The 13,437-nt window shown below is 56.3% G+C and carries 15 protein-coding genes; 1 reads left to right on the top strand and 14 read right to left on the bottom strand.

The features are described from left to right. Nucleotides 1-2: 2 nt before the first annotated feature. The 14 genes from KSF73_02750 to mnmG form a co-directional block, all read right to left on the bottom strand. Nucleotides 3-449 carry a prepilin-type N-terminal cleavage/methylation domain-containing protein gene (locus KSF73_02750; GenBank protein ID MBV1774629.1) on the bottom strand — a complete coding sequence of 149 codons (447 nt, stop codon included), beginning with the start codon at nt 447-449 and terminating at the stop codon, nt 3-5. Between the two features lie 195 nt (nt 450-644). Beyond that, a complete protein-coding gene (locus tag KSF73_02745; GenBank protein ID MBV1774628.1) occupies nt 645-1,070 on the bottom strand; it encodes a F0F1 ATP synthase subunit epsilon in 426 nt (141 codons plus the stop codon). A 12-nt stretch (nt 1,071-1,082) separates the two neighbouring features. Continuing rightward, nucleotides 1,083-2,480, bottom strand: coding sequence for a F0F1 ATP synthase subunit beta (gene atpD, locus KSF73_02740; protein ID MBV1774627.1), 1,398 nt, complete (start codon nt 2,478-2,480; stop codon nt 1,083-1,085). A gap of 130 nt (nt 2,481-2,610) precedes the next feature. Next, complete coding sequence (gene atpG / locus KSF73_02735; protein ID MBV1774626.1) at nt 2,611-3,477, bottom strand: F0F1 ATP synthase subunit gamma; 867 nt, start codon at nt 3,475-3,477, stop codon at nt 2,611-2,613. A 28-nt stretch (nt 3,478-3,505) separates the two neighbouring features. Beyond that, nucleotides 3,506-5,047 (bottom strand): F0F1 ATP synthase subunit alpha, encoded by a 1,542-nt coding sequence (gene atpA / locus KSF73_02730; protein ID MBV1774625.1) that lies wholly within the window; start codon nt 5,045-5,047, stop codon nt 3,506-3,508. A gap of 8 nt (nt 5,048-5,055) precedes the next feature. Next, on the bottom strand, nt 5,056-5,592 hold the full coding sequence (locus KSF73_02725) for a F0F1 ATP synthase subunit delta (protein MBV1774624.1): 537 nt from the start codon (nt 5,590-5,592) through the stop codon (nt 5,056-5,058). 6 nt (nt 5,593-5,598) lie between these two features. Continuing rightward, nucleotides 5,599-6,069: a F0F1 ATP synthase subunit B gene (locus tag KSF73_02720; GenBank protein MBV1774623.1), complete on the bottom strand. Its 471-nt coding sequence runs from the start codon at nt 6,067-6,069 to the stop codon at nt 5,599-5,601. A gap of 39 nt (nt 6,070-6,108) precedes the next feature. Continuing rightward, complete coding sequence (gene atpE, locus KSF73_02715) at nt 6,109-6,390, bottom strand: F0F1 ATP synthase subunit C (protein ID MBV1774622.1); 282 nt, start codon at nt 6,388-6,390, stop codon at nt 6,109-6,111. Nucleotides 6,391-6,485: 95 nt separating this feature from the next. Further along, entirely contained in the window at nt 6,486-7,271 is a 786-nt protein-coding gene (gene atpB / locus KSF73_02710; protein ID MBV1774621.1) for a F0F1 ATP synthase subunit A, read from the bottom strand. A 16-nt stretch (nt 7,272-7,287) separates the two neighbouring features. Continuing rightward, nucleotides 7,288-7,557 carry a hypothetical protein gene (locus KSF73_02705; protein MBV1774620.1) on the bottom strand — a complete coding sequence of 90 codons (270 nt, stop codon included), beginning with the start codon at nt 7,555-7,557 and terminating at the stop codon, nt 7,288-7,290. 243 nt (nt 7,558-7,800) lie between these two features. Then, nucleotides 7,801-8,652 carry a ParB/RepB/Spo0J family partition protein gene (locus KSF73_02700; protein MBV1774619.1) on the bottom strand — a complete coding sequence of 284 codons (852 nt, stop codon included), beginning with the start codon at nt 8,650-8,652 and terminating at the stop codon, nt 7,801-7,803. A 29-nt stretch (nt 8,653-8,681) separates the two neighbouring features. Continuing rightward, the gene (locus KSF73_02695) at nt 8,682-9,470 is read right to left on the bottom strand and encodes a ParA family protein (protein ID MBV1774618.1); all 789 of its coding nucleotides are present in this window, start codon (nt 9,468-9,470) and stop codon (nt 8,682-8,684) included. After that, nucleotides 9,467-10,111, bottom strand: a complete 645-nt coding sequence (gene rsmG, locus KSF73_02690) for a 16S rRNA (guanine(527)-N(7))-methyltransferase RsmG (protein ID MBV1774617.1) — start codon at nt 10,109-10,111, stop codon at nt 9,467-9,469. The genes KSF73_02695 and rsmG overlap by 4 nt, the downstream gene beginning before the upstream one ends. A gap of 12 nt (nt 10,112-10,123) precedes the next feature. Continuing rightward, nucleotides 10,124-12,040 carry a tRNA uridine-5-carboxymethylaminomethyl(34) synthesis enzyme MnmG gene (mnmG, locus tag KSF73_02685; protein ID MBV1774616.1) on the bottom strand — a complete coding sequence of 639 codons (1,917 nt, stop codon included), beginning with the start codon at nt 12,038-12,040 and terminating at the stop codon, nt 10,124-10,126. 428 nt (nt 12,041-12,468) lie between these two features. Between mnmG and KSF73_02680 the strand changes: the two genes are divergently transcribed. Beyond that, nucleotides 12,469-13,401 carry an exopolyphosphatase gene (locus KSF73_02680; protein MBV1774615.1) on the top strand — a complete coding sequence of 311 codons (933 nt, stop codon included), beginning with the start codon at nt 12,469-12,471 and terminating at the stop codon, nt 13,399-13,401. Nucleotides 13,402-13,437: the final 36 nt, after the last annotated feature.

Below are 13,437 nucleotides of genomic sequence, written 5' to 3'. Positions count from 1 at the left end.
GATTAGCAGCCCGTACTCTTGATGGATTTGGCCCAGCAGGTACTTAGTGTAATGGCTGAGCCGGTGCCGTTTAATGCTGCCGGAATGGTCGTGGTTCTTACATCTGCCTGATCGATCGTCAATGCAAGGTTAGGCACCCCTGAGGTGCTCAAGCCGGTAGCAGTAATGGTGTAGGAGTTGGTGGCAAGCGTACAGGCGTAGGAAAAATATTTAGTCGTGTTATTAGGTGCGGCCGCACAAATTCCCCCTGTGTAGTTGTCATATCTGCGATTGTCCGCATAATACTGCTCCAGCGCCGCACGGGTGGTCACAAGCGTCGAGGTGCCCTCTGCAATTTTTCCGCTGCTCATATACGTTGAGTAAGCAGGCACTGCGATTCTCAGCAGGATGCCGATGATTGCTACCGTAATCATCAACTCGATCAACGTAAATCCACTCATCTTCTTCATTGTCAGGCTCCAGACCGAATGCAACTTTTGCATATCCGTGCAGTCTGGATATTATCTATGCCATTGGCAAGTCTCCAGTTGGGTAGATGACCGGTTATTTTGTGGGAATGAACGGTAAGTCTGAGTTTTTACAACACCGGGCCAAATAAAAAAGGACAACCGAAGTTGTCCTTTTTGGCGTTCTGCATAAGCAGATCAGTGTTGCTTCTTGAGGCGCTGGATCGCTGCCAGTTGTGCGATGGCCTGTGCCAGTTCGGCTTGCGCCTTGGCGTAGTCCATTGCACCGCTGCGGTTGGCCAGAGCTTCTTCGGCACGCTTGCGTGCTTCGGATGCCTTGGCTTCATCGAGGTCTTCACCACGAATCGCGGTATCGGCCAGAACGGTGACCACATGCGGTTGCACTTCGAGAATGCCACCCGACACGAAAATCAGCTGCTCCGGCTGGTTGCTGTTCGCAACCTTGATACGCAGGGCACCAGGCTTCACACGCGTCAGCAGCGGAGCGTGGCGTGGCAGGATACCGATTTCACCTTCTTCACCCGGTGCCGCGAGAAACTCGACGGTGCCGGAGAAGATTTGTTCTTCAGCGCTTACCACATCCAGATGCATGGTCATGCCCATATCCTGCCCCTCTTAGTTCAGGGTCTTGGCTTTTTCGACAACTTCGTCGATCGAACCGACCATGTAGAACGCTTGTTCCGGCAGATGATCGTATTCGCCAGCCAGGATGCCCTTGAAGCCGCGCAGTGTGTCCTTGAGCGGAACGTACTTACCAGGCGAACCGGTAAACACTTCAGCAACGTGGAACGGCTGGGACAGGAAACGCTGGATCTTACGGGCGCGAGCCACGACCAGCTTGTCTTCTGCGGACAGTTCGTCCATACCCAGAATCGCGATAATGTCGCGCAGTTCCTTGTAACGCTGCAGAGTGGACTGCACGCCACGGGCCACGCTGTAGTGCTCTTCGCCCACGATTTGCGGGTCGAGCTGACGCGAGGTGGAGTCGAGCGGATCGACGGCCGGGTAGATACCCAGTGCGGCGATGTCACGGCTCAACACGACGGTTGCGTCCAAGTGAGCAAACGTGGTGGCAGGCGACGGATCGGTCAAGTCATCGGCTGGCACGTAAACGGCCTGGATGGAAGTGATCGAGCCATTCTTGGTCGAAGTAATACGCTCTTGCAGGCGACCCATTTCGTCAGCCAGGGTAGGTTGGTAACCCACGGCAGACGGCATACGACCCAGCAGAGCGGACACTTCGGTACCGGCCAGTGTGTAGCGGTAGATGTTATCCACGAAGAACAGCACGTCACGACCCTTGCCGTTTTCGTCCTTTTCATCACGGAAGTACTCGGCCATGGTCAGACCGGTCAGCGCAACACGCAGACGGTTACCAGGCGGCTCGTTCATCTGGCCGTAGACCATGGACACCTTGTCCAGAACGTTCGAGTCCTTCATTTCGTGGTAGAAGTCGTTACCTTCACGGGTACGCTCACCCACACCAGCAAACACGGACAGACCCGAGTGAGCCTTGGCGATGTTGTTGATCAGTTCCATCATGTTAACGGTCTTGCCCACACCGGCACCACCGAACAGACCCACCTTACCGCCCTTGGCGAACGGGCAGACCAAGTCAATCACCTTGATACCGGTTTCGAGCAGATCAACCGACTGGTTGAGTTCGTCGAACTTCGGTGCCTTGCGGTGAATAGCCCACTTGGTTTCGGATTCAACCGGACCGGCTTCATCAACCGGATCACCCAGCACGTCCATGATACGGCCCAGTGTGGCCTTGCCCACTGGTACCGAGATCGGGTTGCCAGTGTTCAGAACGGCCATGCCGCGCTTCAGACCATCGGTGGAGCCCATTGCAATGGCGCGAACCACGCCATCACCCAGCTGTTGCTGTACTTCCAGCGTCAGCGTTGCGGACTCGAGCTTGAGCGCGTCGAAAACCTTCGGCAGGCTGTCACGCGGAAATTCCACGTCGACGACCGGGCCGATGATTTGCACGATTTTCCCTTGGCTCATCGTTGCATTCCTTAAAAATAGAGTTCGTCATCCAGATCGCGTTTGCGACCGGCACATTTTCAATGTGCGCCGCATGGAGACTCACATGCGGCGCTAAGCCTTCGTCGCAAACAACGCGACCGGCGCGCGATCAGACTGCTGCGGCACCTGCCACGATTTCCGACAATTCCTTGGTAATTGCTGCCTGGCGGGTCTTGTTGTAGACCAGCTTCAGTTCATCAATCACCGTACCGGCGTTGTCGCTCGCGGCCTTCATTGCCACCATCCGTGCGGATTGCTCGGAGGCGATGTTTTCAGCCACAGCCTGATAGACCAGCGCTTCGATATAGCGTGTGAGCAGATCGTTGATGACTGCTTCCGGACCCGGTTCGTAGATGTACTCGAACGGGTGCTCGCTTACCGGCTTCATCGCTTCGGCAGAGACTGGCAGCAGTTGTTCTGCTGTCGGTTCCTGCTTCATGGTATTGATGAAGCGGGTATAGACCAGATGCAATTCATCGATCTCACCTGCAAGGTAGGCATCCATCATCACCTTGACCGGCCCAATAAGGCGGTCGAGGTGAGGGGTATCACCCAGTTGCACGGCGTGGGACACCACATTGGCGCCCGCACGTTGCATGAAACCGAATGCCTTGTTGCCGATGGCGGTTACATCAACCTGAATACCGGCTTGTTCCCAAGCTTTCATCTTGTTGACGGAGGTACGCAATACGTTGGTATTGAGACCGCCACACAGGCCCTTGTCGGTGGAAACCACGATCAGACCCACGCGCTTCACTTCAGCACGTTTGGTCAGGAACGGGTGCGCGTAGTCTTGCAAAGCCTGCGCGAGGTGAGCACACACCACACGGACTTTTTCACCGTATGGACGTGCTGCACGCATGCGTGCCTGGGCCTTGCGCATCTTCGACGCTGCCACCATTTCCATGGCGCGCGTGATCTTGCGCGTATTCTGGACGCTCTTGATCTTGCTGCGTATTTCCTTGCCGCTTGCCATGATTTGACCTTCCTAGTTAAAGATCAGATCAGAAAGCGCCATTGGCCTTGAACGACTTGATCGCTTCTGCAAGCGCCTTATCGTTCGGGCCGGAAAGCTCACCCTTCTGGTCCATCTCTTCGATGATCGCAGCATGGTTGGCCTTCAGGTAGGCATACAGAGCGGCTTCGAATGCCAGTGCCTTTTCAACCGGCACGTCATCAGCCAGACCCTTTTCAACGGCGTACAGGGTCACAGACAGCTGCGATACCTTGAACGGCGCGTATTGGCCTTGCTTCAGCAGTTCGGTCACCAGGCGACCGCGATCCAGCTGCTTGCGAGTTACTTCGTCCAGATCGGACGCAAACTGTGCAAACGCTGCGAGTTCACGGTACTGAGCCAGAGCGGTACGAATACCACCGGCGAGCTTCTTCACAACCTTGGTCTGGGCTGCACCACCAACGCGCGACACCGAAATACCGGCGTTAATCGCAGGACGGATACCAGCGTTGAACAGGTCAGTTTCCAGGAAGATCTGGCCGTCAGTAATGGAGATCACGTTGGTCGGCACGAATGCGGACACGTCACCAGCCTGGGTTTCAATGATTGGCAGGGCGGTCAGAGAACCGGTCTTGCCCTTCACTTCACCGTTGGTGAACTTTTCAACGTAGTCTTCGTTCACACGAGCTGCACGCTCGAGCAGACGGGAGTGGATGTAGAACACATCACCCGGATAAGCTTCACGGCCCGGCGGACGACGCAGCAGCAGCGAGATCTGGCGGTATGCCACAGCTTGCTTGGACAGATCGTCGTACACGATCAGGGCGTCTTGACCGCGATCGCGGAAGTATTCGCCCATGGCACAGCCAGCGTACGGGGAGATGAACTGCATCGCTGCAGATTCGGAAGCGGCAGCTGCCACGACGATGGTGTGACCCATTGCGCCGTGTTCTTCCAGCTTGCGTACCACGTTAGCGATCGAGGAAGCCTTCTGGCCGATCGCGACGTAGATACAGATCACGCCGGTGCCCTTCTGGTTGATGATGGCATCCAGCGCAACAGCGGTCTTACCGGTTTGACGGTCACCAATGATCAGTTCGCGCTGACCACGGCCAATCGGCACCATGGCGTCAATCGCCTTGATACCGGTTTGCAGCGGTTGGGACACGGACTGACGGGCGATCACGCCCGGGGCGATCACTTCGATCGGGCTCGACACCTTGGCGGTGATCGGACCCTTGCCGTCGATCGGCTGACCCAGGGCGTTGACCACGCGGCCAACCAGTTCCGGACCGACCGGCACTTCCAGAATGCGGCCGGTACACTTCACTTCCGAACCTTCGGAAATGTGTTCGTAGTCACCCAGCACCACGGCGCCGACGGAGTCACGCTCCAGGTTCAGCGCGAGGCCGAAGGTGTTGCCGACGAATTCGAGCATTTCGCCCTGCATCACGTCGGTCAGACCGTGGACGCGAACGATACCGTCGGTCACGGAAACGACCGTGCCGGTGGTGCGTGTTTCAGCACCAGTCGACAGGTTCTGAATCTTGCTCTTGATCAGTTCGCTGATCTCGGAAGGATTCAATTGCATGATTACTCCTAACTGGTGAGGCGCGCCGAGAGGCTGGCGAGTTTGCCGCGTACGGAAGCGTCGATCACATCGTCGCCAACTGTCATGCGTACACCACCGATCAGATCGGCGTTGACGGTTACGGTCGGCGTAATGCGGCGCTTGTAGCGCTCAGCGAGGATGGCGGTCAGATCGTTCACCTGATCGGCATTCAGTTCGAAGGCGGATTCGATCACGACATCCACTGAACCTTCGGCCTGTGCTTTCAGGAGCTCGAATACTTCGGCAATCTTCGGCAGTGCGGCAAAACGGCGATTTTCCAGCACGGTAGCGATGAAAGTCACCACCGACGCTGTGGCCTTATCGCCCAGCAACTCTACGAGCAGGCTCTGAACCTGGCTCGCCTCAAACTTCGGATTGGCTGCGAACTCTGCCGCCAGCGGGTCTTGTGCAGCTGTCGCCAAAATGGCGAGTGCATCGGACCACGCGGACAGGCTGTTCGCTTCCTGCGCGAGCCGGAAAACTGCCTCGGCGTATGGTCTTGCGACGGTAATGAGTTCAGCCATGAGCTTTTACAGTTCCGCTTTGAGTGATCCCAGCAGGTCGGCATGACGAGCAGCATCCACTTCGCGACGCAGAATTTTTTCTGCACCGACGACAGCCAGTTCGGAGACGCGAATACGCAGCTCTTCACGGGCTTGGTGGACTTGCTGGTCAACTTCCGAGCGGGCACCGGCAATCAGGCGTTCGCCTTCGACGCGTGCGGCGTCTTTGGCTTCATCGATGATCTGCGCAGCACGCTTGTCAGCTTGTGCGATGATCTCGGCTGCCTGGGCCTTTGCCGCGCGCAGTTCTTCTGCAGCACGCTTTTCAGCAAGCTCCAGATCGTGCTTGGCACGGTCGGCGGCGGTCAGGCCGGCAGCGATGCGCGATGCGCGCTCATCCAGCGTCTGGATCAGCGGAGGCCAAACGAACTTCATCACAAACAGCACAAGGATGGCGAAAACCAACGCTTGGCCGAAGAGGGACGCATTAATGTCCATTGTTTAACCCCTTGCTTGTTTCCGAAAATCGTCCAGGTCTTAGTGCTTGGCGATTGCGGCGAGCAGCGGGTTGGCAGTTGCGAAGAACAGGCCAACAGCAACGGAGATAATGAAGATGGCGTCAACCAGACCGGCGATAACGAACAGCTTCGGTTGCAGAGCGGCTGCAGATTCCGGCTGGCGTGCTGCGCCTTCCAGGAACTTGGCACCAACGAGTGCAACGCCGATTGCAGCGCCCAGACCAGCCAGACCGATCATCAGGCCGATGGCGATCACGGTGTATTGCTGAACCAGTGCGTACAGGGGGGCCAGGTTTTCCATTGAGATACTCCTAAGTGGGATGGTGATTAAAGGTAAAACAAAAAAACAAACACTTTAAACGAGATGCACCCTGTAGATGCATCTCGTTCGTCAGATTAGTGTGCTTCCACTGCCAGGCTGCAGTAAACGATGGTCAGCATCATGAAGATGTAAGCCTGCAGTACCACGATCAGGATGTGGAAGATTGCCCAGGCTGCGCCCGGAATCAGTTGACCCCACCATGGCAGCAGTGCGATCAGCATGAACACCAGTTCGCCGGCAAACATGTTGCCGAACAACCGCATGGCCAGCGCGATGGCGCGTGAACCGTATTCGATCAGCTGCATGGCGATGTTGACGGGCATCAGCACCAGCTTCATGGCGGTGCCTTCTGCATGGAACGGTGCAGTCACGAATTCAGCGAGGAAGCCGCCGATACCCTTGGCCTGGATACCCATGCCGATGGCGATGAGGATGACGGCGAGGGACATGGCCAGTGTGTGGTTCAAGTCAGCTGTTGCCACCACGCGCAGGTGTTCCAGACCGAATTCGCCACCGATTTTTGGCAGCAGGTCAACCGGCAGGAAGTCCATTGCGTTCATCAGCACAATCCAGACAAACACGGTCAGGGCCAACGGGGCAATCAGTTTGCTGCGGCCGTGGAAAATTTCCTTCACATGGTTGTCGACCAGCTCGATGACCAGTTCGATGAAGAGCTGGAAGCGACCCGGATTTTCAACCTTGGCGCGACGTGCAACCAGGCCGAAAGCCAGCAGGAAGACGAGGCCAAGAATGGCGGAAACAAAGAATGTATCGAGGTGAAAACCGCTCTGGGTTTGCAGGAAGCCCAGATGGTGCCCGATGTATTCTGAAGGATTTGCAGGTGCGTTATGTGCCGACATAGCGTTGGAATCACAATTATTTGGAAAACAGTACAACCCCGTAGGCAATCTGTGCAGCAATGATGCTGATCAGTAACCATATTCCGGTAGCGGCAAGGTTGAGTGCAAAGAGCACTGCAAAACCAGATGCGGCCAGCAGAAGCGAGACGATAACCTTGACCAGCTCGGCAACCAGCTGTTTGGACAGCATGGCTTGCGAACCAGTGATATGCGTAATGCGACCTACCCGGGCATAGGCCAGAACGGCAGCGATCTGGCTCAAGCCGCCCCAGAGAGCAGCGAACATCGCCGACGTACCTGAGGTAATTAGGGCAATCACGGAAACAAGGGCGGTAAGCCCTGACATCGTAATCACAACCCCTTTAATCAGGTGCTGGAGGCGAGCATTAAATGGCTCGCCCAAGCCAAGCCTCGGGATATTAGCGTTTTGTAACGTCATAGGTCAAGTTACACTCCTGAAATAAGGGTGTAATCCACTGTTTTTTCGAGGAAAAAATCTGTTGCGCCAAACTAAAAAGGTGTTGCAGATTTAGTCTTCGGTCTGCAGGATGGCGAGTAGGCTGTCCAGATGATCAAGTGATGCGTACTCGATCACCATCTTTCCGCTTCCCTTCTTGGATGACTGAATGGATACCTTGGTGCCCAGCCGATCGGAAAGGTTGCTCTCTAGTCTGACTAGGTCAGGATCAACTTTGCGCTCTGCCTTGGCGACGGGCAGCTTTTGCTCCTGCAGCTTTTGCACCTGACGCTCGGTTTCACGCACCGACCATCCATGCTCGGTGATATTGATGGCCATTTCGATCTGCTGCAGCACAGGCAGAGAGAGCAATGCACGCGCGTGCCCCATGTCAAGCGCCCCATTCATCAGCTGCAGGCGGACAGGCTCGGCTAGATCCAGCAGGCGCAAGAGATTGGTAATGGTAGAACGCGAGCGGCCAACTGCTTGGGCGCAGCCTTCGTGCGTCATGCCGAACTCGTCGATCAGGCGCTTGAGGCCAACCGCTTCTTCAATCGGGTTGAGATCTTCGCGCTGGATATTTTCGATCAGCGCCATGGCAATGGCGGCTTCGTCTGGCACGGAGCGGACGACGGCCGGAATATCGGTCAGACCAGCCTTTTGCGAGGCGCGCCAGCGGCGTTCGCCTGCAATGATCTCGTACTTGTCGATGCCAACTTCGCGGACAAGAATAGGCTGAATGACGCCCTGGCTTCGGATTGAATTTGCCAGTTCTTCGAGCGCCTGTTCATCCATATGGGTGCGCGGCTGGTAGCGGCCAGGCTGCAAAAAGTGGACGGGCAGGCTTTCAAGTCGTTCTTCCGAGGATGCTGTATTGCCGAGCAATGCATCGAGACCGCGACCGAGTCCTTTGAGTTTTGCCATGATATTCCGGTGTGTTTCCAGGCCCTGCCTTAGGCAGGCGCCATTTCGTGATGGGGGCTGTCGAGTCGTTCCAAGCATTCCTGCGCCAGTTCGGTATAGGCCTGAGCGCCGCGTGAGCTGCGGTCATAGGCAAAAATAGGCCTGCCGTAACTGGGGGCCTCGGCCAGCCGGATGTTGCGAGGAATCACCGTGCGGAAGACCTTGTCGCCGAAGTGGCTGGCTAATTGTTCCGCCACTTGTTGCGCGAGTGTGGAGCGTGAGTCAAACATGGTGCGCACGAGGCCAAAAATCTCGATGCGGGGATTCAATGTCTGGCGGATGCGTCGCAGGGTATTGACCAGATCGGACAGGCCTTCCAGTGCATAGTATTCACATTGCATGGGAATAATAACGCCGTTAGCCGCACACAGGCCATTGACTGTCAGCATGTTCAGGGCGGGTGGGCAGTCGATCAGGATGAAATCATATCGCGCTGCAATACCCTCAAGCGCCAGTCGCAGCCTGACTTCACGGTGTTCCATGTCTGCCAGTTCGACTTCGGCTCCACCTAATTCACGGTTGGTCGGCAGAATGTCCATACCAAACTCGGTATGTTGTACAACTTCGTCAAAAGTGGCATGACCCAGTAAGAGGTGATAGGCATGACGAAGCAGGCGCATCTTGTCGACGCCGCTGGCCATGGTGGCATTGCCTTGCGGATCGAGGTCGATCAATAGAACCCGTTTGCCTGCTTGTGCGAGGCCTGCCGCCAGATTAACCGCGGTCGTGGTTTTGCCGACGCCGCCCTTCTGGTTGGTAATGGCGATGGTGCATGTCATTCGCTTGGCTCCATGAACACCACGCAGCGTTCAGCTGCGAGGCCGGGTACGTCTAGTGATTCGACCACGCGGGTGTGAATATCTGATGGCAATGCAGCCATTTCTTCGTAGGGGCGCACGCCTTTGAGTGCAGCCCATTGTCCGCCTTTGGTCAGCAAATGTCGCGTCAGGCGGACAAAGTCGCCCAGATCGGCAAAAGCGCGCGAGGTGATGACATCAAAAGGGTGCTCCGCAGGGACTGCTTCAACGCGGTCGCAGATTACGCTGACATTTTTCAGTCCGAGTTCGATCACTGCCTGACGTAGGAAAGTCGTCTTCTTGTGATTGCTATCGAGTAGGGTGATCTGCCAGTCAGGTCGTGCAATCGCGAAGGGAATACCCGGTTGTCCGCCACCCGATCCTACATCCAGCAAACGCCCGCCTTCCGGCATGATGCCGGTAATTGGCGGAAGTGCAGCCATGCTGTCGAGCAGGTGATGCGACACCATGCGTGATGGTTCGGTAATAGCTGTGAGGCTGTAGACGCGATTCCACTTGCTCAGGAGTTCCAGATAGTCGAGCAGCTTCTCGCTGACTTCGGTTTCCAGTGTCAGACCCAGCTTGGTCAGTCCCTCGTTTAATTGCTGTGTATATATTGTCATGCGTGTTCCGGATCAGGCTGCGTCGCTGGATTCATCCTGCTTGGACTGTTTACTGAGACTGGCTGCGCGCTTCAGATGCACCAGTAGAATACCAATGGCAGCAGGCGTGACGCCTTGAATGCGCGAAGCCTGCCCGAGGGTTTCCGGTTGGTGTTGCTTGAGGCGCTGCTGTACTTCGCGGGATAAACCAGAAATTCCGCTGAAGTCGAAATCTGCAGGTAGTTTGACATCTTCGACGTCTGCGCGTCGCGCCACTTCGTCTTTTTGTCGCTCGACATACCCTGCATATTTGACCTGGATTTCGACCTGTTCGGCTACCTGTGGGTCTTCGACGCCAGTTCCGGCGACGGGCAGGGTCATCAGTTGCGCATAAGTGACGTTGGGGCGACGCAACAACTGCTCGAGTGTGTACTCGCGTTCGATGCTCTGGCCTAGTACGCGCTGGGCGTCGGCTGCTTCGATCAGGCGTGGATTGATCCAGGTTGATTTCAGGCGTTCGTATTCAGTCGCAATGCTGTCGCGCTTGCGGCTGAAGGCATCCCACTGCGCATCGCTCACCAATCCAAGTGCACGGCCGGTTTCGGTGAGGCGCAGGTCCGCGTTGTCCTCGCGCAATTGCAGGCGGAATTCGGCGCGGCTGGTAAACATGCGGTAGGGTTCGGACACGCCGCGCGTAATCAGATCGTCGATCAGCACGCCGAGATAAGCCTGCTCGCGACCGGGTGTCCAGCCATCCTTATCTTGCACCTGCAGTGCAGCATTCAGACCGGCAAACAGCCCTTGAGCGGCGGCTTCTTCATAACCTGTCGTGCCATTGATCTGGCCAGCAAAGAACAGACCGTTGATCGCTTTGGATTCAAACGTGGCCTTGAGCGCGCGCGGATCAAAGTAATCGTATTCGATGGCATAGCCGGGACGCAGGATATGCGCGTGCTCCAGGCCCGGAATCGAGCGCACCAGTTGCAGCTGGATGTCGAAGGGCAGGGAGGTGGAGATGCCGTTGGGGTAATACTCGTGCGTATCCAGGCCTTCCGGTTCGAGGAAGATCTGGTGTGAATCTTTATCGGCAAAGCGATTGATCTTGTCTTCGATGGACGGACAGTAACGCGGACCCACACCTTCGATCACGCCGGTAAACATGGGCGAGCGATCGAAGCCTGATCGGGCGATCTCGTGCGTACGTGCATTGGTATGCGTGATCCAGCAGGGCAGCTGGCGCGGATGCATGGCGCGATTGCCGCGAACCGAGAAAACCGGCACCGGATCGTCGCCAGGCTGCTCGGTCATCACGCTAAAGTCGATGCTGCGACCGTCAATGCGCGGTGGGGTGCCGGTTTTCAGACGACCAACTGGCAATTGCAGTTCACGCAGACGCTGCGACAGCGTAATAGACGCAGGATCACCCGCGCGACCACCAATATGATTTTCAAGGCCAACGTGAATCTTGCCGCCCAGAAACGTGCCTGCAGTCAGTACGACTGCGCGTGCGGAGAAGCGAATGCCGATCTGTGTCACGACGCCCGTCACGCGGTCGCCTTCAACCAGAATGTCGTCGACAGCCTGCTGGAAGAGCGTCAGGTTAGGCTGATTTTCCAGCATGTGGCGAATCGCAGCTTTGTAGAGCACGCGATCGGCCTGTGCGCGAGTGGCGCGAACCGCCGGGCCTTTGCTGGCATTGAGGATGCGGAATTGAATGCCGCTCATATCCGTCGCCAGCGCCATGGCGCCACCGAGTGCATCCACTTCTTTGACCAGATGTCCCTTGCCGATGCCGCCAATCGAAGGATTGCAGGACATCTGCCCCAGCGTCTCGATATTGTGGGTGAGCAGCAGGGTTTTAACGCCCATGCGGGCGCTGGCGAGCGCGGCTTCGGTGCCTGCATGGCCGCCACCGATCACGATCACATCGAAGGTATCCGGGTAGTGCATCACAGATGACATGGCAAGTGACTGAAAACTAATGACAAAGGGCGACATTGTAAGCGAAAACGACCCGATTGGGCAGGCCTTACAAGCGGTCAGTCGATGAGCGTAAAAGTGAAAATTTAATAAAAATCAGGTACTTGTCGAGTTGCCTGGCATGCATTGGGTCGAATATTTAATGCGTGTAGAGCGGTAATATGATCGATATATGCTGCGAGCATCCCTGAGTGGGGGCGTCATCGGTGAGTTCTGGGGCTGCGCAAGCTACCGGATTGGATGATCGCTGTCGGGAGACCCGCCTGTCCTGGTCTGAACGCTCACGACATGACCGTGTGGCGGGTGGCATCGCCAGAACTGGCAAAAATCCGTACTGGATACGAAACTGACTATTAGGTATCGGGTCGTGTGTCCGGCCCGACTTTCAGGAGTGCGCCATGTCCAAACAGAAGTTCCGCCTCATCACCCGCAGCGATTTCGACGGCCTGGTCTGTGCCGTACTTTTACGCGAGCTGGATCTTATTGATGACATCCTGTTTGTGCATCCGAAGGACATGCAGGATGGCAAGGTGCCGGTGACGGATCGTGATATCAGCACCAATCTGCCCTATGCAGAAGGCATTCACCTTGCTTTCGACCACCACCATTCGGAAACGGTGCGCAATAAAGGGCAGCGTGACAATCACATTATCATTGCCAATGCGCCATCGGCTGCGCGTGTCGTCTACGAGTATTACGGCGGACGCAAAGCGTTCCGCAATGTGTCGGACGATATGATGGAGGCGGTGGACAAGGCCGATTCCGCTGATTTTAATGCCGACGAAATCCTGCGGCCGGAAGGCTGGGTGCTGCTGAACTACCTGATGGATGCCCGCACTGGACTGGGTCGCTTCCGCGATTTCCGCGTCAGCAACTACCAGCTGATGATGGATCTGATCAGCTACTGCGCCAATCATGGCATTGAGGACATTCTGACGCTGCCGGATGTTCGCGAGCGGGTCGAGCTGTATTTCGATCATGAACCCAAGGCGGTCGAGCAGATTCAGCGTTGTACCAGAGTCTACAAGAATCTGGCCGTACTCGATCTGCGTGAGGAAGAAACCATCTGGGCCACCAATCGCTTCATGATCTATGCGCTGTTCCCCGAAACCAATATCTCCATTCATGTGATGTGGGGGCGTGAAAAGCAGAATACGGTATTTGCCACCGGTAAATCGATTCTGGATCGCTCCAGTAAAACGGATGTCGGCCGTCTGATGCTGGATTATGGCGGTGGCGGGCATGAAGCCGCCGGGACCTGTCAGGTGGGGAATGATCGTGCAGGCGCGGTGTTGCAAGAGCTGGTTAAACGCATCAATACCGATGGCTGATACACTTGCGGCTACCTTTGCGTGGAGATGTCTGTG

This window comes from Burkholderiaceae bacterium DAT-1 (assembly GCA_019084025.1).
In the GTDB taxonomy this organism is placed as follows: Bacteria; Pseudomonadota; Gammaproteobacteria; order Burkholderiales; family Chitinimonadaceae; genus DAT-1.
Note: the sequence above shows the minus strand (reverse complement) of the source record. Positions and strands in the feature narration are given on the sequence as shown.